This window comes from Burkholderia sp. APQ4-4ca, from assembly GCF_057837105.1.
The window spans coordinates 1-17,424 of sequence record NZ_JBYQCG010000073.1 but is presented as its reverse complement, the minus strand read 5'-3'; the positions used below and the strand labels follow the sequence as shown (position 1 = coordinate 17,424).

General features: G+C 69.0%; 18 protein-coding genes and 1 tRNA gene. 8 read left to right on the top strand and 11 right to left on the bottom strand.

Annotated elements, in window-relative coordinates; translation table 11 throughout:
- The first annotated feature begins 100 nt into the window (after window positions 1-100).
- Genes AC3IFE_RS08065 through AC3IFE_RS08050 form a run of 4 tightly spaced genes read left to right on the top strand, consistent with a single transcriptional unit; the run spans window position 101 to window position 5,330 of the window.
- Window positions 101-2,284 carry a TonB-dependent siderophore receptor gene (locus AC3IFE_RS08065; RefSeq protein ID WP_489190165.1) on the top strand — a complete coding sequence of 728 codons (2,184 nt, stop codon included), beginning with the start codon at window positions 101-103 and terminating at the stop codon, window positions 2,282-2,284.
- Window positions 2,284-2,547: a hypothetical protein gene (locus tag AC3IFE_RS08060; RefSeq protein WP_301738274.1), complete on the top strand. Its 264-nt coding sequence runs from the start codon at window positions 2,284-2,286 to the stop codon at window positions 2,545-2,547. Before AC3IFE_RS08065 ends, AC3IFE_RS08060 begins: the two co-directional genes overlap by 1 nt.
- Before the next feature lies 1 nt (window position 2,548).
- A complete protein-coding gene (locus AC3IFE_RS08055; RefSeq protein WP_489190164.1) occupies window positions 2,549-4,060 on the top strand; it encodes a PepSY-associated TM helix domain-containing protein in 1,512 nt (503 codons plus the stop codon).
- A gap of 22 nt (window positions 4,061-4,082) precedes the next feature.
- On the top strand, window positions 4,083-5,330 hold the full coding sequence (locus tag AC3IFE_RS08050; protein WP_489190163.1) for a RhtX/FptX family siderophore transporter: 1,248 nt from the start codon (window positions 4,083-4,085) through the stop codon (window positions 5,328-5,330).
- Between the two features lie 79 nt (window positions 5,331-5,409).
- Here AC3IFE_RS08050 and AC3IFE_RS08045 read toward each other — a convergent pair whose 3' ends face one another.
- Window positions 5,410-6,651 (bottom strand): MFS transporter, encoded by a 1,242-nt coding sequence (locus tag AC3IFE_RS08045; RefSeq protein WP_489190161.1) that lies wholly within the window; start codon window positions 6,649-6,651, stop codon window positions 5,410-5,412.
- Between the two features lie 140 nt (window positions 6,652-6,791).
- Between AC3IFE_RS08045 and AC3IFE_RS08040 the strand changes: the two genes are divergently transcribed.
- Window positions 6,792-7,664: a LysR family transcriptional regulator gene (locus AC3IFE_RS08040; RefSeq protein ID WP_089470329.1), complete on the top strand. Its 873-nt coding sequence runs from the start codon at window positions 6,792-6,794 to the stop codon at window positions 7,662-7,664.
- A 76-nt stretch (window positions 7,665-7,740) separates the two neighbouring features.
- On the opposite strand, the gene AC3IFE_RS08035 is transcribed toward AC3IFE_RS08040, so the two are convergent.
- Window positions 7,741-7,825 (bottom strand) — tRNA-Leu (locus AC3IFE_RS08035).
- 142 nt (window positions 7,826-7,967) lie between these two features.
- Between AC3IFE_RS08035 and AC3IFE_RS08030 the strand changes: the two genes are divergently transcribed.
- Window positions 7,968-9,281, top strand: coding sequence for a leucine-rich repeat-containing protein kinase family protein (locus AC3IFE_RS08030; protein ID WP_489190160.1), 1,314 nt, complete (start codon window positions 7,968-7,970; stop codon window positions 9,279-9,281).
- Between the two features lie 13 nt (window positions 9,282-9,294).
- Here the strand turns inward: AC3IFE_RS08030 and AC3IFE_RS08025 are convergent, their stop codons facing one another.
- The 8 genes from AC3IFE_RS08025 to AC3IFE_RS07990 all read right to left on the bottom strand — a co-directional run bounded on the left by AC3IFE_RS08025 (window position 9,295) and on the right by AC3IFE_RS07990 (window position 14,731).
- Window positions 9,295-9,924 (bottom strand): LysE family translocator, encoded by a 630-nt coding sequence (locus AC3IFE_RS08025; protein WP_489190159.1) that lies wholly within the window; start codon window positions 9,922-9,924, stop codon window positions 9,295-9,297.
- Between the two features lie 101 nt (window positions 9,925-10,025).
- Window positions 10,026-10,199, bottom strand: a complete 174-nt coding sequence (locus tag AC3IFE_RS08020) for a hypothetical protein (protein WP_179233531.1) — start codon at window positions 10,197-10,199, stop codon at window positions 10,026-10,028.
- Between the two features lie 33 nt (window positions 10,200-10,232).
- Entirely contained in the window at window positions 10,233-10,679 is a 447-nt protein-coding gene (locus AC3IFE_RS08015; RefSeq protein WP_489190158.1) for a copper chaperone PCu(A)C, read from the bottom strand.
- A gap of 89 nt (window positions 10,680-10,768) precedes the next feature.
- Entirely contained in the window at window positions 10,769-11,134 is a 366-nt protein-coding gene (locus AC3IFE_RS08010; RefSeq protein ID WP_089470325.1) for a copper resistance CopC family protein, read from the bottom strand.
- Between the two features lie 291 nt (window positions 11,135-11,425).
- Window positions 11,426-11,803, bottom strand: coding sequence for a DUF2946 domain-containing protein (locus AC3IFE_RS08005; RefSeq protein ID WP_489190157.1), 378 nt, complete (start codon window positions 11,801-11,803; stop codon window positions 11,426-11,428).
- A 93-nt stretch (window positions 11,804-11,896) separates the two neighbouring features.
- Window positions 11,897-12,391, bottom strand: coding sequence for an SRPBCC family protein (locus AC3IFE_RS08000; protein ID WP_489190156.1), 495 nt, complete (start codon window positions 12,389-12,391; stop codon window positions 11,897-11,899).
- Window positions 12,392-12,450: 59 nt separating this feature from the next.
- A complete protein-coding gene (locus tag AC3IFE_RS07995) occupies window positions 12,451-12,753 on the bottom strand; it encodes a 2Fe-2S iron-sulfur cluster-binding protein (RefSeq protein ID WP_489190155.1) in 303 nt (100 codons plus the stop codon).
- A gap of 82 nt (window positions 12,754-12,835) precedes the next feature.
- Complete coding sequence (locus AC3IFE_RS07990; protein WP_489190154.1) at window positions 12,836-14,731, bottom strand: sigma-54-dependent Fis family transcriptional regulator; 1,896 nt, start codon at window positions 14,729-14,731, stop codon at window positions 12,836-12,838.
- Between the two features lie 186 nt (window positions 14,732-14,917).
- Here AC3IFE_RS07990 and AC3IFE_RS07985 point away from each other — a divergent pair, with 186 nt between their 5' ends.
- Both AC3IFE_RS07985 and AC3IFE_RS07980 read left to right on the top strand, forming a co-directional pair.
- Entirely contained in the window at window positions 14,918-15,193 is a 276-nt protein-coding gene (locus AC3IFE_RS07985) for a DUF2964 family protein (RefSeq protein WP_006498826.1), read from the top strand.
- Window positions 15,194-15,433: 240 nt separating this feature from the next.
- On the top strand, window positions 15,434-15,721 hold the full coding sequence (locus tag AC3IFE_RS07980) for a DUF1488 family protein (RefSeq protein ID WP_006480750.1): 288 nt from the start codon (window positions 15,434-15,436) through the stop codon (window positions 15,719-15,721).
- A gap of 241 nt (window positions 15,722-15,962) precedes the next feature.
- On the opposite strand, the gene AC3IFE_RS07975 is transcribed toward AC3IFE_RS07980, so the two are convergent.
- Window positions 15,963-17,264 (bottom strand): NCS2 family permease, encoded by a 1,302-nt coding sequence (locus AC3IFE_RS07975; RefSeq protein WP_089470322.1) that lies wholly within the window; start codon window positions 17,262-17,264, stop codon window positions 15,963-15,965.
- Between the last annotated feature and the right edge of the window lie 160 nt (window positions 17,265-17,424).

Genomic DNA, 17,424 nt, shown 5'->3' with positions numbered 1-17,424 from the left:
CTCTATCGAAAAATCGCCCGCCGGTTCTAATTGATAATGAGAATGATTATCAAATGCGGGGGCGTGAATGCGGTACGAGGTGCGGGATTCTGAGAGATCGATGATGAAGGGCGCACGCGTCGCCCGTTTCGGGCGCTGGCGTCCGTCGCTGTATCTCGGCCTGCTGATCGCCGCGCATCCGGCGGCGGCGTTCGCCGATGCGGCGCCGGCGGGCGGCATGGAACGCGGCAAGGAAGAGGCGGCCGCCGCGCAGCCTGCCGCGGGCGAGTTGAAGGCGATTGCGGTGAATGCGTCGCGGGGCGTGGCCGACGATCCGTCGGTGGCGACGGTCGGCAAGATGCCGCTCGCGCTGCGCGAGATTCCGCAGTCGGTCAGCGTGACGACGCGCGAGCGGATCGACCAGCAGAACCTGTTCTCGCTCGACGAGGTGATGCAGCAGTCGGCCGGCGTGACGGTCCAGCCGTACGTGCTGCTCACCACCGCGTATTTCGTGCGCGGTTTCAAGGTCGATTCGTTCGAATTCGACGGCGTGCCGGTCGTGATCGGCGACATGGCGAGCGCGCCGCAGGACATCTCGGTGTACGAGCGCGTGGAAATCCTGCGCGGCGCGAACGGGCTGCTGCACGGCTCGGGCAATCCGGCCGCGACCGTCAACCTCGTGCGCAAGCGCCCGCAATACCGGTTCTCCGCGCATGCGACCGCGAGCGTCGGCAACTGGGACCGCTATCGCGCGGAAGCCGACATCGGCGGCCCGCTCAACGCGGCCGGCACCGTGCGCAGCCGGCTCGTCGCCGCGTACGAGGATCGCCACTTCTTCTACGACCGTGCGAAGCAGGACACGCGTTCGATCTACGGCGTTACCGAAGTCGACGTGACGCGCGACACGCTGCTCACGTTCGGCGCGCAGTACCAGACCACGTCGTCGGTGCCCGACATGTCCGGCGTGCCGATGGCGCGCGACGGGTCGAGCCTCGGCCTGTCGCGCTCGACGTTCCTCGACACCGCGTGGGGCCGCTTCAACTGGGATACGACGCGCGCGTTCGCGTCGGTCGAGCAGAAGCTCGGCGCAAGCTGGAAGGCGAAGGTCAGCGGCGAATACCAGAGCGTGCGCTCGGACCTGAAGTACGCGGGTTCGTTCGGCGCGATCGATCCGGCGACGGGCGCCGGCGGTCGGCTGACCGGCGCCGCGTACCAGTTCAGCAGCTACAGCCGCAGCGTCGATGCGAACGTGCAGGGCCCCGTGCATGCGTTCGGGCTCACGCACGACCTGCTGTTCGGCATCACGTATGCGAACAGCAGCAGCGGACAGATGACGGCATCGCTGCTCGGCGACGTGGCCGGCACGCCGGTGAACGTGTACCGCTGGAACCCGGGCAGCGTGCCCGAGCCGGGCATCGGGCCGTACCAGCAGTCGCAGCAGAACGACATTTCGCAGAAGGGCGTCTACGGGCTCGGCCGCATCAAGCTCGCGGAACCGGTGACGCTCGTGCTCGGCGGCCGGATGAGCTGGTGGAACCAGGACAGTCTCGGCGCGCACTACAACACCGGCCACCAGTTCACGCCGTACGGCGGGCTGATCTGGGATTTCGCGCGCGACTGGTCGTGGTACGCGAGCTATGCGGAGGTGTTCCAGCCGCAGACCAAGTCGATGTGGGGCGGCGGCATCCTGACGCCGGTGAAGGGGCGCACCTATGAAACCGGCGTGAAGGGCGAACTGGCGGGCGGCAAGCTTAACGTGTCGCTCGCGGCGTTCCGCATCGATCTCGACAACAACCCGCAGGTCGATCTCGCGCATCCATGCGCGGGGCCGAGCTGCTACTACGTGAACGGCGGCAGCGTGCGCAGCCAGGGCTTCGAATTCGAGGCGAACGGCCGCATCACGCCGTGGTGGAGCGTATGGGCGAGCTACACGTACGACACGATGCGTTATGCGGACAATCTCGCGAACGCGGGCACGTTCGCGCCGCTGCTGAATCCGCGCCACCTGTTCCGGCTGTGGACCAATTACGACCTGCCGTGGCAGGAGCGGCGCTGGAGCATCGGCGGCGGCATGCAGGTGCAGAGCAGCTACTCGGCCCAGGCGAACGGCGTCACGATGAGCCAGGGCGGCTACGCGCTCGCGAGCGTGAGGCTCGGCTACCGCTACGACAAGCACTGGAGCGCCGCGCTCAACGTCAACAACCTGTTCGACCGCAATTACTACCTGAGCCTGAGCCAGCCGGGCTGGAACAACCGTTACGGGGAACCGCGCAACGTGATGCTGACTGTGCGCGGCCAATTCTGATGGCGTTCGGCTGGGGTGCGCGTGCGGCGATCGCGATCGGCGGCGTGCTGCCCGGTGCGGCCGCGCTCGCGATCACGCTGGCCCGTCATTACCCCGACGACGGCCTGAACCGGCTCTACGCGGCCGTGCTGCTGACGCTCGCCGCGAGCGTCGCCGCGCTGCTGTGGGTGCTCGTCGCGCCCGGCTGGCGGCAGGCCGCCTGGCGCGCGGGTGCGTGGCTCGCGGTGCTCGTGCCGTGCGCGATGTTGTGGGGAGGGCGCTGACATGGACGCTTCGTCGCGTTCGCGCTGGCGGGCGCTGCATCGCGGCGCCGGCGCGCTGTTCGGCGTGGTGCTGTTCGTCGTGCTGTTCAGCGGCGCGTGGAGTCTCGCGTTCGATTCGATGCAGGGCTGGTGGCGGCCGCCGGCGCTCGCCGTCGCGCGGCCGGCGTTGCCGCTCGATGCGCTCGTCGCGCGGGCAGCATCGCTCGGCGTGCCGTTGCGCGATACACGCATCGTGCTGCCGCGGCCGGACGATCCGGCCGTCCGTTTCTGCGACGCGCGGCAGACGTGCACGCTCGCGCTCGATCCGGCGACCGGCGCGCCGCTGCCCGATGCGGAACGGGCGATGTCGATCGTCACGCTGCACAAGACGCTGTTCGCCGGTTTCCCCGGGCGCATCTTCGTCAGCCTGTGGGGCATCGTGTTGCTCGTGCTCATCGTCGCGGGCGTTGTCGTGCATCGCAAGCGCTGGCCCGACGCGGCGCGCATCCGGCGCGGCCACGGCTTGCGCGTCGCGCTGTTCGACCTGCATGCGTGGATCGGCTTGTGGGGCACGCCGTGGCTCGTGCTGTTCGCGTTCACCGGCGCGTTGTCGGGGCTCGGCGCGCTCGGCACGGTGTCGCTCGCGGGCGTCGCGTATCCGGGGCAGCCGCAGCGTGCGTTCGCCGAACTGCTGGGCGGGCCGCCGCCCGTCGAGGCCGGCGGCCGGTGGCGGCATGCGCCCGATCTCGATGCGCTGCTGCGGCGCGATATGGCACGCCGGCCGGATTTCCGGCCCGAAGCCGTTGCGTTGCAGCGCTGGGGCGACGTGAACGCGCGCGTCGAGATTGCCGGCACGACCGCGGGCCTGCCGAGCACGGCGGTGTTCGAACGCCACCTGTACCGCGCGGCGGACGGGCAATGGCTCGCCGATGCGACGTCGCGGAGCCGCGGCTTCTGGCTGCGCGCGTTCATCGCGGTGCAGCCGCTGCATTTTGCGCAATATGGCTGGGTTGGCGCGGCGGGCGGCGTGCTGCGCATGCTGCATTTCCTGATGGGGCTCGCGGCGTGTGCGCTGTGCGCGACGGGGCTGCATCTGTGGATCGAGCGGCGGCGTGCGCAGCGCGATCGTTCGGCGGACGTGCTGGCCGCCGTCGCGGTCGGCGTGTGCGGCGGGATCGTGCTCGCCGGCGGCGCTCTGCTGTTCGCCGATCGTGCGTTGCCTGCTGGCGTGCACGTCGATCATGCGCTCGCGATGCTGTTCTGGGTCGTGTGGGGCGGTGCGATCGCGCTGGCGGCCTGTGTCGCCGATCGCGCGGCATGGCTGCGCGTGCTGATGCGTGCGGCCGGCGTCGCGTACGCGCTGGCCGGCGCGACCCATTGCGCGATCGCGCTGCTGGGCGCGGGCAGACCCGTGTACTGGCCGATCGATGCGGCGCTCGTCGCCTTCGGCGCATTGCTGCTGCGTGCGGCGCGCCGTCCGCGGCGCGATGCGATGCAGCCCGCGCGCGTGCCGGCCGGCGCCGAACCTTTTTAACCTCATGCAACTGGAGACTTCGATGCGCGACCTGCTCGAACATCGCCGCCTGGTCATCACGATCACGCTGCTTTACCTGTCGCAAGGCATCCCGATCGGCATCGCGATGGACGCGATGCCGACGCTGCTGCGCCACGACGGCGCACCGCTTCACGCGCTCGCGTTCCTGCCGCTCGTCGGGCTGCCGTGGGTCGTGAAATTCCTGTGGGCGCCCGTCGTCGACAACCGCTGGTCGCCTCGCATCGGCCGGCGGCGCAGCTGGATGCTGCCGATGCAGACGATCGTCGTGCTGTGCCTGGCCAGCCTCGCGCAGATCGGGATGACGGTCGCGACGGCGGGCTGGACGGTCGGGCTGCTGGCCATCGCGTCGCTCGCGAGCGCGACGCAGGACATCGCGAACGACGGGATGGCCGCCGAGCATTTCAGCGGCGACACGCTCGCGAGGATCAACGCGATCCAGATCGCGGGCGTGATGATCGGCTTCTTCGGCGGTGGCGCCGGCACGTTGACGCTGATCGGCCGGTTCGGCCAGCCCACCGCGTTTCTCGCGCTGGCGGCCGTGCCGCTCGCGAGCCTCGTCTGCGTGCTGTGGGTCTTGCCGCGCGACGCGGATCGCGCGCGCGCCCGGCCCGAACATGAGGCGAGCCTCCTGCGTTTCGCGAAGCGGCCGCGTTCGTGGTCGTTGCTGTCGCTCGCGCTGCTGTCGGCGATGACCGCCGTATCGGGCTTCGGCCTGTCGAAGCTGTTCCTCAACGACGCGGGCTGGTCGCTCGACGCGATCGGCACACTCGGGATGGCGGGCGGCGTCGTGACGGTCGTGCTCGGATGCGGCGGCGGCGCGTGGCTCGTGCGGGCGCTCGGCCTGTGGCTGGCGTTTACGGCCGGCGTGAGTTGCGCCGGCGCGGCGGCGCTGCTGTGGTCCGCGCAGGCGGCCGGGTGGCTGCCGGTGTCGCCTTCGTGGGCATGGCTGTGCACGGTGCTCGGCTCGCTGGCGACCGGCATCACGTCCGTGTCGATCATGACGGCCGGCATGCGTTTCGCGGGCGGCAGCGATCAGGCCGGCACCGACGTGACGGCCGTGCAGAGCACGCGCGATCTCGGCGAGCTGATCGCGTCGTCGACGATCCTGTCGCTGACCGCGAAGGTCGGTTATACGGGCGGGTTTCTCACCGGCGCCGCGTTCGCGGTGCTGGCGGCGCTGATCGCGATGACGCTGCGGCGGCGCGAGGCGGCGTATGCGGTGAAGGGGGACGACGCGCTGGTGTCGTGACGGCTGCGTCGCCGGCGCGCGGTGGGCGTTGTGCGGGCCGAGCCATGCCGTATCACGCGCCGCTCAAGCCAAGCACGGCTCAAGCACGGCTCAACCGCCGCGCCGCCAGCAGCGCGACGGCAAGCAGCACCGCGACATACGCGGCGACGCTCGTCCACGCGCCGCGTTGCCAGAACGCGCCGCCGACCGAGCCGAGCACGCTCGACCCGACGTAGTAGGCGAGCAGATACAGCGACGCCGCGTGCCCCTTCGCGGCGCCCGCGAGCGCGCCGACCCAGCCGCTCGCGACCGAGTGCGCGACGAAGAAGCCGATCGTCACGAGCACGATGCCGACGACGATCGCGACGAGCGAGTGCGACAGCGTCAGCGCGAGGCCCGCCGCGAAGACGACGATGCCGCCGACGAGGACCGGCGCGCGCCCGAGACGATCGGCGAGCGCGCCGGCGCTCGATGACGACACCATCCCGAACAGGTAGGCCCCGAAGATCAGCCCGCAGGCGGTCGGGCTCAGGTTGAACGGCGCGGCCATCAGCCGGAACCCCGCGTAGTTGTAGATCGTCACGAACGCGCCCATCACGAGGAAGCCGATCGCGAACACGAACGGCAGGCGCGCGTGGCGCAGTTGCGCGTGCCACAGCCGCAGGTGGTGACGCAGCGTCAGGTCGGTGCGCTTCACGAAGCGCCGCGACGCCGGCAGCAGCATCACGAACGCGAGCGCCGCGAGCAGATCGACGACGCCGATCGACAGCATCGCCGTGCGCCACGAGAAGTACTCCTCGAGCGCGCTCATCCCGATCCGTCCGATCATGCCGCCGAACGCGGTTCCGCCGACATAGAGCCCCATCGAGAAGCCGAGCCCGTCGGCGGCGATTTCTTCCGCGAGATAGGCCATCGCCACCGCCGGCACGCCGCCCAGCGCGAAGCCTTCGAGCGCACGACAGACGAGCAGCAGGTGCCAGTTCGGCGACAGCGCGGCGAGCAGGTTGAACAGCGCGGCCAGCGTCATCGACACGAACATCAGCCCGCGCCGCCCGACCCGTTCGGACAGCGCGCCGGCGCAGAGGATCGACACCGCGAGCATCCCGGTCGACAGCGAGAGCGACAGCGAACTCGACGCCGCGCCGACGTTGAATTCGCGTGCGAACGCGGGAAGCAGCGGCTGCACGCAGTACAGCAGCGAGAAAGTGGCAAAGCCGGCGAGGAACAGCGCGAACGCGATGCGCTTGTACTCGGCCGAGCGCGGGGACACGCCGGCCGGCAGCGCATCGGGGGCGGTGTGCTGCGTGCCGGGGACGGATCGGGAAATTGAAGCGGAGGACATGAAGGCACTCGATGCGCAACGGAATACGGGAATTCTTGCGCACGGTCATGTATATGTCCAATATATGAAATGAACCGCAGCAATATGTTTCAACACTGGCTGACAGCCCCAGCCCGACTCACCGCGAGGTCACGTCAAGCATGGAACTCCGGCATCTCCGCTACTTTCTGGCCGTCGCGGCCGCGTCGAATTTCACGAAGGCCGCCGAAACGCTCGGCATCGGCCAGCCGCCGTTGAGCCAGCAGATCAAGGCGCTCGAGAACGAACTCGGCGTGGAACTGTTCAAGCGGACCGCGCGCGGCGCCGAGCTGACGCTGGCCGGCGAGGTTTTCGCGGAAGAGGCGCGGCGCGTGCTCGACGATGCCGAGCGCGCGGCACGGGCGGCGAGACGGGCCGCGCGCGGGGAAACCGGCCATTTGCGGGTGGGCTTCACCGGGACGGCCGCGTTCAATCCGAAGGTGTCGGATCTGATTCGCCGCTTTCGCGAAGCGTTTCCGGATGCGGAGCTGACGTTTCAGGAAGCGACGTCGGGCGTGCTGCTGGAGGCGCTGGAGGCCGGCCGCCTCGACGTCGTGATCGTGCGGCCCGAGCGCCGCGTGGCCGCGACGCTGCGGGTATCCGACTGGGACGAGGAGCCGATGTTCGTCGCGCTGCCCGTCGCGCACCGACTGGCGCCGCGCCGGCGCATCGATCTGGCGGAACTCGCAGACGAGTCGTTCGTGCAGGTGCCGCGCGCGGCCGGCGCCGCGCTGTTCGACGACATCGTCGCCGCGTGCAAGGCCGCCGGGTTCGAGCCGCGCATGGGGCAACCGGCGCCGCAGATCGCGTCCGCGGTGACGCTGGTGGCCGCTGGCCTCGGCGTGTCGGTCGTGCCGAAGGCGATTACGCAGGTGCAGGTGCCCGGAGTCGTGTACCGGCCGTTCGCGGGCAACCGGTTTCGCGCGCGGCTGGCCATTGCGTCGCGCTGCGACGAGCCGTCCGCGGTGGTGCGGAATTTTCTGCTGCTCGCGTAGCGGACAACAAAAAAACCCGCGAAGCCATGTGCTGTCGCGGGTTTCGGATCATGCTGGAATGCGGGGAAAACGCATCTGGTGCCGACGGCGAGACTCGAACTCGCACAGCTTTCGCCACTACCCCCTCAAGATAGCGTGTCTACCAATTTCACCACGTCGGCACTGCAAGGGGCGCAATTCTAACGTCACATTTCGCGTTTGTGAAGGGGGGATGACAAGCTCGTGTACGGGCACTTCGTCGATCCCGGTAGAATCCGTCCGATCGACCCGTCGATCACCGCAACCGCCACCCGTTTTCTCCCCGTGACCCACACCCTCGAACAACTGCAGGCCGGCCAACTGTCGGGCGCGCGGCAACTCAAGCTCGCGTGCGGATTGACCGAATTTCCGCGCGAGATCTTCGATCTGGCCGACACGCTCGAAGTGCTCGACCTGACCGGCAATGCGCTGTCCGCGCTGCCCGACGACCTGCCGCGGCTGCATCGGCTGCGCATCCTGTTCGCGTCGGGCAACCGCTTCACCGCGTTCCCCGACGTGCTCGGCGCGTGCGATGGGCTCGACATGATCGGCTTCAAGGCGAACCGGATCCACACCGTGCCGCGCGGCGCGCTGCCGCGTGCACTGCGCTGGCTGATCCTGACCGACAACGCAATCGACGAACTGCCGGCCGACATCGGCGACTGTGGGCGGTTGCAGAAGCTGATGCTGGCCGGCAACCGGCTGCGGACGCTGCCCGCGGAAATGGCCGCCTGCCGCGCATTGGAACTGGTGCGCCTGTCGGCGAACCGGCTGGACGCGTTGCCCGACTGGTTGTTGCGCCTGCCGCGTCTTGCGTGGCTCGCCGTGGCCGGCAATCCGTTCGGCGCGGTGCCGGCGGCCGCGGCGTCCGCCGGGCCGGACGTCGCGGAGATCGACTGGGCCGCGCTGTCATGCGAACGGAAACTGGGCGAGGGCGCGTCGGGCGTCATTTATCGCGCGCAATGGCGCGCGGACGGCCATCCGCCGCGAACGGTCGCGGTCAAGCTGTTCAAGGGCGCGGTGACGAGCGACGGCCTGCCCGATTGCGAAATGGCCGCGTGCCTGCATGCCGGCCATCATCCGAACCTGATCCCGGTGATCGGCAAGCTGCGCGGGCATCCGGACGGCGCGCACGGCCTCGTGATGGAGCTGGTCGATTCCGCGCTGACGAATCTCGCCGGGCCGCCGAGCTTTGCGTCCTGCACGCGCGACGTTTATGCCGCCGATGCGTCGTTCGATCCGGCGCAAGCGCTGCGGATCGCGCACGGCATCGCGTCGGTCGCCGGCCATCTGCATGCGCGCGGCATCATGCATGGCGACCTGTATGCGCACAACATCCTGCACGACGGCGCAGGCGGCGCGCTGCTCGGAGATTTCGGGGCGGCGTCGCTGTACGACATGAACGAACGCACGCGCGGCGCGAGGTTCGAGCGGCTCGAAGTGCGCGCGTTCGGCTATCTGCTCGGCGAGTTGCTCGAGCGCTGCGAACCGCATGCCGGCGCGCTCGATGCGCTGGCGGCGGCATGCGTGAACGAGGACGTCGATGCACGGCCGTCGTTCGACGAGGTCACGGCCGCGCTGGCCGCTTGCATGGGCTGACGGGGGGCGCGGCTCACGCCTGCTGCGCGGTCAACAGCTTGATGCCGAGCCCGACGAACAGCAGCCCGCTCGCACGCTTGAACGCGCGCACCGCGCGGCTCATGCCGACGCCGCGATGCAGGCGGCGCACGCCAGCCGAATAGACGCTGTGAACGACCACGACCGTGCATGCGATCGTCGCGTACATCACGACGAACTGCAGCGCGAGCGGGCGGTCGTGCACGACGAACTGCGGCATGAATGCGGACAGGAAGATCATCGTCTTCGGATTGCTGCCCGACACGAACAGCGCTTCGCGGAACAGCTTCCGGCGATCGGGCACGACGATCTCCGCTGCGCCGCTCGATGCGGCGGCCTGGCGGTCGCCGCGCAACTGCCGGACACCGAGAACCATCAGGTACGCGGCGCCGATCACCTTCATCGCGACGAACAGCGGCGGCATCGCCGCCAGCACCGCGCCGACGCCGAGTGCGACCAGCAACGCGACCATGCCTTGCGCGACGAGGTTGCCGGCGATCGTCGCGGCGGTGCCGTGCGCGCCATAGCGCACCGTGTTGCGGATCACGAGCAGCACGTTGGGCCCCGGCGACAGCGTCGTCGCGAGATAGGCGGCGGCAAACAGCATCCAGGTCTGAATGGACATGCGGCGCTCCGGGAGGCGGTTCCAGCGGTCGAGGTCAAGCGATGATGGCACGCCAATAATGGCGAGGGCCACCGCCGCCGGAACCGTGCGGTCGCGGCGCGTCAGCGCACGTCGCGCATGCAGTACGCGGGAATCGACTGCGGCGTATCGATGGCGGCAGGCCGCGTCATCCACGCGATCCACGCGGCCCATAACCCGCAGGCGAGCAATACCGCGACATTCAGCGGCGTCCGGTAGCGGACGATCAGGTCGGCCAGCGGCAGGCGGTCTTTCATGTGCGTTCTCCTTCGATCGTGAGGCCGGCGGCGTTACTGGCCGGCGTAGGTCGGCGCCTTCGCGTCGCAGGTCACGGACACCGTCGAGCCGTCCGCGAAGTGCAGCCGGAGCGGCACCTTCGCGCCGGGTGCGACGGCCTGGCGCGGCTCTTCCAGCATCACGTGATAGCCCTTCGGCTTGAACGTCAGCGTGCCGTGCGCGGGCACGACGACCGAGTCGATGTGAACCATCTTCGCGGTGCTGCCGCTCGTCTGCGTTTCATGCATCATCGCCATCCCGTAGGCGGGCGTGTCGATGCCGGTGAGCGTCGCGCTCGCGTCGCCGTCGTTCTTCAGCGTGAAGTAGCCGGAGGACGGCACCGTCGCCGGCATCGTACGGATCCAGCACGCGTCGGCCTGGACGGCGGGTGCGGCAAACGTGGCGGCGGCATGCAGCGCCAGCGCCATGAGCAGGGCGGTCGGGATCGAGCGTTTGGTCATGTGTTCTCCTTGTCGGGTGCGATGCCGTGGGCATCGATGCGAATGCGCCCGGCATGGCGTGCCGGTGCGCGTCGCGCGGGTGACGTGCGTTACTTCAGCGTGAATGCGTAGCGGCCGTGCGTGCGATGGCCGTCGCTGGCCACCGCGATCCACGCGACCGTGTAGGCGCCGGGCTTCAGGCTCGCCAGTGCGACGTGCATGCGCTTCCGGTTGCCGGCGTCGACGGCCGATTTCCCGTCGACGACCGATTGCCCTTGGCTGTCGGTCACGGCGATCGAACTGAACGCGGGCTCGAGCGCCTCGCCGAAATCGATCGTGACCGCGTGCGGCGCGCTCGACAGCGTGGCGTTGGGGGCCGGGTCCTGCATTTTCGGGAGCGCATGCGCATACGCGGCGTGGAGGGCGACGAAGCCGAGTGCGGCGAGTGCGCCGCGGACGAAAGTAGCGGTTTTCATGGCTGGATGAGCGAGTGACGAATCGGATGGAAAAAGACGGATTCGACGGACGGCTGCGCGAGCGGCATCGATGTCGGCGGCGCTCGGCGCGGACGTGCGAGGGCGGGCATTCGCATGCGGGCGAATGCAGGCGCGGCGATCCGAACCGGTGGCGGCCAACCGTGCGCCCGGCACGACGCCGCGCGCAGCAGGGTGAGACATGATCGTCCTTCGAAACGTGACACATCGCGCACGCGAGCGGCGTGCGCAGGCGACGCGATGCACGACGGCATCACGGGCAATGACGACGGATCAGGACGTGAACGGCGGGGCGCGCGGTTGCGCGGCCGTGAGCGGCAGCGCGCGGCGCAGGCTTTCGAAGCGGGTTGCCGCGCGATACTCGATCGCATGCACGCGGGCCGCGAACGTCAGTTCGGGAGCGGGCAGCGCGGGCGCATGGGCAAGCAGGCTGCAGTAGCCGCATGCCTGCAGATGGGCCTGCAGGCTTTTCGTCGACGCGTCGGCGGAGCGGTCGCCGGCGGCCGGCGCGGCCGAACAGTAGCCGGCCAGCAGCGCGTCGACGCGCCCTTGCGTGGTCAGCGCTTGCGAGATCGTCGGCGCGAGCGCCGTCATCAGGATGGCGAGCATCCCGATCAGACTGCCGATCTTCCGGAGGCGACGACTCAGCATGCGATGCGCGGTGGCGGGTGGACTGACGATGCGGGCGATTATGCCACGCACGCCGGTTCGCCGGTCGGCGCGGACGTGCGGCGTAGCGGCGCGCTATGCGTGCAACGCCAGGTACTTCGCGATCAGCGTCATCTGCGCGGCCCAGCCCTGGTCGTTCATGTCGCGTGCCGTCGCGCGACGCGCCTCGATCAACTGGTCGAAACCCGTTTCGACGACCGTGAGCAGCGTGCCGCCGGCTTGCGCCGCGAGTGTGAAGGTGACGAGTGTCATCGGCTCGGACGCGTAATCGACATCCGGATCGATCGCGAACGGATGCCAGCGAAACGAGAACAGTTGCTTGGGCTCGATACGGTCGACGACGATTTCGAACACGGTGCCCGCATAGGGCTCCTGCGCCTTGGCGACGTCGTCGTCGACGCGGGTCGGCGTGATGCGGCCGAACAGCGGCTGGCCGGCCTCGAACGGGCCGTCGAACGACACGCCGAACCACTGGCCGAATTCGCCGGAATGGCTGACGGCCGCCCACACGCGGTCGGGCGATGCGGCGAGCAGCGCCTGTTTTTCGATGCGATCGGTTTGCTGGACCATCATGTTCTCCATGCAGGTTCGAGCGTTGCAGAGCGATGCACGCGGCCCGCGCGCGATGGCTAGTCGAGCATGGCCGCGTCGGGCACGTCGAGCACGAGATCCGACGTCGCGACGGCCACGCACGGCAGCGTATAGCCGTCGGCCTTTTCGTCGCGGGAGAGCCCCGGCCATTCGATCGTGTAGCGTACGCTGCCGCTGACGATCCGGCAAAGGCAGCTTCGGCACGTGCCGTTGCGGCACGAGCGCGGCAGCGACACGCGTGCGAATGCGGCGGCTTCGAGCACGGTCAGCGAATCGGGGGCGTCGAAGCTTGCGCCGAGCGGCTCGATGCGCACGACGGGCGGGTGTTCTGGATCGGTCATGACGGAAGCGGGCGGCGGTTCGGCGGCAACGCGCCAAGCATACCCGAAGCCCCCGGCGGCCGACGGCCGCCAGCCGCGGGCGTCAGTGCCGCCGCAGATAGCGGTACACCGTGTTGCGGGCGAGGCCGAGCTCGCGCGCGGCCGCCGACACGTTGCCGCCATGCCGCGCGAGCACCGCGTCGATCATCGCGGCCTGGTGGCTTTGCAGCGTCGTGCCTTCGCGTTTGCCGACCGGCGTGGCTGCGTCCGGCGCAGCCGGCGCATCGTCGCAGTCGAGCCAGAAATCGTCGGGCAAATGCGCGAGCGTGATCTCGGCTTCGTCTTCGGCGAGCATGCCGGCCGTGCGCAGCACGTTGGTCATTTGCCGCAGGTTGCCGGGCCAGCGGTGGCGCGCGAACGCGTCGAGCACGTCGGCCGCGAGGCGGCGCGGCATCGGCTCGCTGCGTGCGAGCCGCGCGAGGATCCGCTCGACGAGCGCCGGCAGGTCGGTGCGCGCGGCGAGTGCCGGCAGCGTGACCGCGAGCCCGTTGATCCGGTAGAACAGATCCTCGCGGAACGAGCCCTCCGCGATCATCGCGCGCAGGTCGCGGTGGGTCGCGCACACCACGCGCACGTCGACCGGCACCGCACGTGCGCCGCCGAGCGGCATCACCGCGCGCTCCTGCAGCACGCGCATCAGCCGCACCTGCTGCGCGAGCGGCATGTCGCCGATTTCGTCGAGAAACAGCGTGCCGCCGTCGGCCTGCGCGATCTTGCCGGGGCTGCCGCGCTTGCGCGCGCCCGTGAACGCGCCGTCTTCATAGCCGAACAGTTCGGCCTCGATCAGCGAATCGGGCAGCGCCGCGCAGTTGACCGCGACGAACGGGCCGTCCGCGCGCGGCGACGCCTGGTGCAGCGCGCGGGCGAGCCATTCCTTGCCGGTGCCGGTCTGGCCAAGGATCAGCAGCGGCAAGTCGCGCCCGCGAATCTTCGCGACGCGTTCGAGCACGGCGGCCATGCGTGCGTCGCCGGTGTCGAGCGTCGCGAACGTGATCGCATCGGGGTCCTGCGCCCGCACGCGTGCGGGCGGTGCCGGCGGGGCGATGGCGACGGTTGTTTTCTGCGCTTCGGGGAATTCGCAGCGGGCGAGCACGCGCACGCCGGTCGACAGCGTGAGGCGGAACGTCGCGCCCGGCGCGCGCGCGGCCTGCTGCGCGAGCTCGCCGAAGCGCATGCCGAACAACGCGTCGCTGGCCTGATGCTGCAGGGCGTCGAACGATGCGCCGAGCTGGAACTGGGCGCTGCGGTTCGCGGCGATCAGCCCGCCGTCGGGGCCGAATGCGACGAGCCCGGCGAACAGCGAATCGACGCAATCCTCGTGGGCGTGAAAGCGCAGCCGCAGCGCTTCGCCGCACTGGTTCGCGAACAGGTGGTTCTCGATCAGCTGCGCGGACATCCGCACGAGCGCGAGCGTATGCGGGCTGGAGCCGCGCGGGTCGCCGCTCACGTCGAGCGTGCCGAGCGTGCGGCCGAACGGATCGACGATGGGCGCGCACGCGCAGGTGAGGATGTGGTTCGCGCGCAGGAAGTGTTCGGAACCGTGCACGACCACGGCCTGGCCCGATGCGAGCGCGGTGCCGATCGCATTGGTGCCGCGTGCGCCTTCGGCCCACGACACGCCGTTGCACAGCGCGACGCGGTTGGCTTTCTCGATGAAGTCCGCGTCGCCGATGCTGTGCAGGATCACGCCGTCGGCGTCGGTCAGCAGCACGAGGCTTTGGGTCTCGGCGATCTGCGCGTGGAGATCCTCCATCACCGGGCGGGCGTGCGAGAACAGCGTGTGGTTGGTGTCGAGCAGTTCGCGCAGCGCGACGCGCGACAGCGGCGCGAAATCGGGGCGCTCGTGCGCGCGCAGCCCGACCGCGGTCGAACGCGCATGCGCCTGCGCGAGCAGGTCGGTACGCCCCGCGGTGGCGGGCAGCACGAAGGGTTGCGGCATGATGTGTCTCCTGTTCCCCGGAGCCGCCGGGGCCGACCGGATCGGAAGCGGCGGCGGAGTGTGTCTCCGCTCGCGGCGCACCATTGGGCGCGACAGCCGTTCGTCCGGGTACGCATCATCATACAAGCGCCACGTGCGATGCGCGACTGCCAGCAAAATCCCCTTGCTTTCAGGCGCCCGCCTGCAATGATGGAAATGGAGCACGCACGCGCCGTGTTCCGCAGTGCAACATGCATGCGACGCGACATGCATCCGTTCGGGAGACGCATCATGGTTCGGGCGGAACTGAGAGTCGTGCTGGCGGCCATCGCCACCTTCATCATGCTGGGCGGCATTGCCGTCGCGATCCACGGCCTGCTGTTCGATCTGACCGATGCGGTGAGATACGGGGCGGCCGCGATTGCGGTGGGCGTCACGACCGCCGCGATCGCGCTCAACATCTGGCCGACCGATCCGCACTGACGCCGCTTGCCGAAACGGTGCCGGATGCCGCGCAGATCAGACGAAATGCGCGTCGGAACGACGCATACCGAAATTTTTGTGTCCCGCGCGAAACCGTCTAAAGTGGAATTCAACCGGCATGCATCGATCGCGCCACACTCCGCGGTCGGGGCCTCCGCCGGCGAGCCCGCATCCATTTCGTCCGGCCGGTAGCGGACGACGGACGCGGTCATTCGTTTTCTACCGGTCGAGGCGGCTCCCATGCAGATCCATTTCACGAACGAGAAGCCGGAGTATTCGGGGCGTGACCTGATGCTGGCGTTCACGGCACTGGTCAATGGCGAGCGGGTCCAATGTCAGATCACCGCCGAGGCGCTGGAAGACCACTTCGGCGCGGCATCGCCACGCTTCGAGGACATGGTCGGCGCATTCGACCAGCATCGCGAGCGCATCGAGGCGGCCGCACGGCGCCTGCTGTCGGAAACGCGCGCGCAATGCGTGACGCTACGCAGCGGCTACGTGCGTTTCTACGAGGCGAACTGGCGCTGACGACACGACGCTCGTCTGGCGGTGCGCGCGCCGAGCGCGGCGCACGCGAACAGTCGCCTTTCACGCAATGCCGTTCGGTGGGCCGGGCGGCATTTTCGTATGCGGGCCGTGCGGGGGCGCCGGAGCGTCGGCGGGGTCGTGCGCGTCGGTTCGTGAAGCTCGCGCAAGCATCCTGCGCAAACGAAAACGCCACCCGAAGGTGGCGTTTGCATCGTGTGTCGCGTCGGTGCGCGCGCCGCGCCTACTCGCTGCCGAGATAGAAGAAGCGGAACAGGAACACGGCCGCGATGATCCATACGATCGGCTTGACCGTGCGCGCCTGGCCCGTCAGCAGCTTGAGGCCGCCGTACGCGATGAAGCCGAACGCGACGCCGTTCGCGATCGAGTACGTGAACGGCATCAGCAGCGCGGTCAGCGCGGCCGGCACGGCTTCCGTCGCATCGTCCCACGGCACCTCGACCATCTCGCGCAGCATCAGGCACGACACGTACAGCAGCGCGGGCGCCGTTGCGTAGCCCGGCACGACGCCGGCGAGCGGCGCGATGAACAGGCACGCGAGGAACAGCACCGCGACGGTGATGGCCGTCACGCCGGTGCGGCCGCCGGCCTGCACGCCCGAGGCGCTTTCGATATACGCGGTGGTCGACGACGTGCCGAGCACCGAACCCGCGACGATCGCCGTGCTGTCGGCGAGCAGCGCCTTGTTCAGGCGGTTCATCTTGCCTTCGACGAGCAGGCCCGCGCGATTCGCGACGCCCATCAGCGTGCCCGTCGCGTCGAACAGCTCGACCAGGAAGAACACGAGGATCACGTTGATGATGCCGGTCGACAGCGCGGCGCCGATGTCGAGCTTGAACAGCGTCGCGTCGATCGACGGCGGCGCGGAGAACACGCCGTGGAACTGGTTGCCGGCGAAGAAGAACGACAGGATCGTCACGCCGATGATGCCGATCAGGATCGCGCCGCGCACGCGCAGGTGGTCGAGCGTGACGATCGTGAAGAAGCCGACGATCGCGAGGATCGTCTCGTGCTTGTGCAGGTCGCCGAGCGTGACGAGCGTGGCCGGGTTGCCGACGATCACGCCCGACGTCTTCAGCGAGATGATGCCGAGGAACAGGCCGATGCCGGCGGTAATGGAAATCCGCAGCGATTTCGGAATGCCGTTGACGATCGCCTCGCGCACGCGGAACAGCGTGACCAGCAGGAACAGGCAGCCGGAGATGAACACCGCGCCGAGCGCGGCCTGCCACGTGAAGCCCATCCCCTTGACGACCGTGTACGCGAAATACGCGTTCAGGCCCATGCCGGGCGCGCAGGCGATCGGGTAGTTCGCGTAGAGCCCCATGATGATCGACGCCAGCGCCGCGACGAGGCAGGTCGCGACGAACACGGATTCCTTCGGCATGCCGGCGTCGCCGAGAATCGCGGGGTTGACGAAGATGATGTAGGCCATCGTCAGGAACGTGGTGACGCCCGCGAGTATTTCGGTGCGGAAATCGGTGCCGGCTTCAGCGAAGCCGAAATACCGCTTGATGGATTCCATGAAGGCGTTTCTCCGGTCGAGTTGTCGTGTTGATTGTTGTGCCGAATTGTTGTAAGGCAGCGCGGCCGGCTAACTGTAACCAGCCACTATTGTCCGGCTATCGGCGGATTGTAATAGCGGGGATAGCTCGGACGATATAGTTGGAGGGCACGATCGGTTG

Excerpts from the sequence above, each read along its gene's own strand:
- AC3IFE_RS08065 (WP_489190165.1), top strand. The coding sequence starts at position 101 with ATGATGAAGGGCGCACGCGTCGCCCGTTTCGGGCGCTGGCGTCCGTCG.
- AC3IFE_RS08060 (WP_301738274.1), top strand. The coding sequence starts at position 2,284 with ATGGCGTTCGGCTGGGGTGCGCGTGCGGCGATCGCGATCGGCGGCGTG.
- AC3IFE_RS08055 (WP_489190164.1), top strand. The coding sequence starts at position 2,549 with ATGGACGCTTCGTCGCGTTCGCGCTGGCGGGCGCTGCATCGCGGCGCC.
- AC3IFE_RS08050 (WP_489190163.1), top strand. The coding sequence starts at position 4,083 with ATGCGCGACCTGCTCGAACATCGCCGCCTGGTCATCACGATCACGCTG.
- AC3IFE_RS08045 (WP_489190161.1), bottom strand. The coding sequence starts at position 6,651 with ATGTCCTCCGCTTCAATTTCCCGATCCGTCCCCGGCACGCAGCACACC.
- AC3IFE_RS08040 (WP_089470329.1), top strand. The coding sequence starts at position 6,792 with ATGGAACTCCGGCATCTCCGCTACTTTCTGGCCGTCGCGGCCGCGTCG.
- AC3IFE_RS08025 (WP_489190159.1), bottom strand. The coding sequence starts at position 9,924 with ATGTCCATTCAGACCTGGATGCTGTTTGCCGCCGCCTATCTCGCGACG.
- AC3IFE_RS08020 (WP_179233531.1), bottom strand. The coding sequence starts at position 10,199 with ATGAAAGACCGCCTGCCGCTGGCCGACCTGATCGTCCGCTACCGGACG.
- AC3IFE_RS08015 (WP_489190158.1), bottom strand. The coding sequence starts at position 10,679 with ATGACCAAACGCTCGATCCCGACCGCCCTGCTCATGGCGCTGGCGCTG.
- AC3IFE_RS08010 (WP_089470325.1), bottom strand. The coding sequence starts at position 11,134 with ATGAAAACCGCTACTTTCGTCCGCGGCGCACTCGCCGCACTCGGCTTC.
- AC3IFE_RS08005 (WP_489190157.1), bottom strand. The coding sequence starts at position 11,803 with ATGCTGAGTCGTCGCCTCCGGAAGATCGGCAGTCTGATCGGGATGCTC.
- AC3IFE_RS08000 (WP_489190156.1), bottom strand. The coding sequence starts at position 12,391 with ATGGTCCAGCAAACCGATCGCATCGAAAAACAGGCGCTGCTCGCCGCA.
- AC3IFE_RS07995 (WP_489190155.1), bottom strand. The coding sequence starts at position 12,753 with ATGACCGATCCAGAACACCCGCCCGTCGTGCGCATCGAGCCGCTCGGC.
- AC3IFE_RS07990 (WP_489190154.1), bottom strand. The coding sequence starts at position 14,731 with ATGCCGCAACCCTTCGTGCTGCCCGCCACCGCGGGGCGTACCGACCTG.
- AC3IFE_RS07985 (WP_006498826.1), top strand. The coding sequence starts at position 14,918 with ATGATGGAAATGGAGCACGCACGCGCCGTGTTCCGCAGTGCAACATGC.
- AC3IFE_RS07980 (WP_006480750.1), top strand. The coding sequence starts at position 15,434 with ATGCAGATCCATTTCACGAACGAGAAGCCGGAGTATTCGGGGCGTGAC.
- AC3IFE_RS07975 (WP_089470322.1), bottom strand. The coding sequence starts at position 17,264 with ATGGAATCCATCAAGCGGTATTTCGGCTTCGCTGAAGCCGGCACCGAT.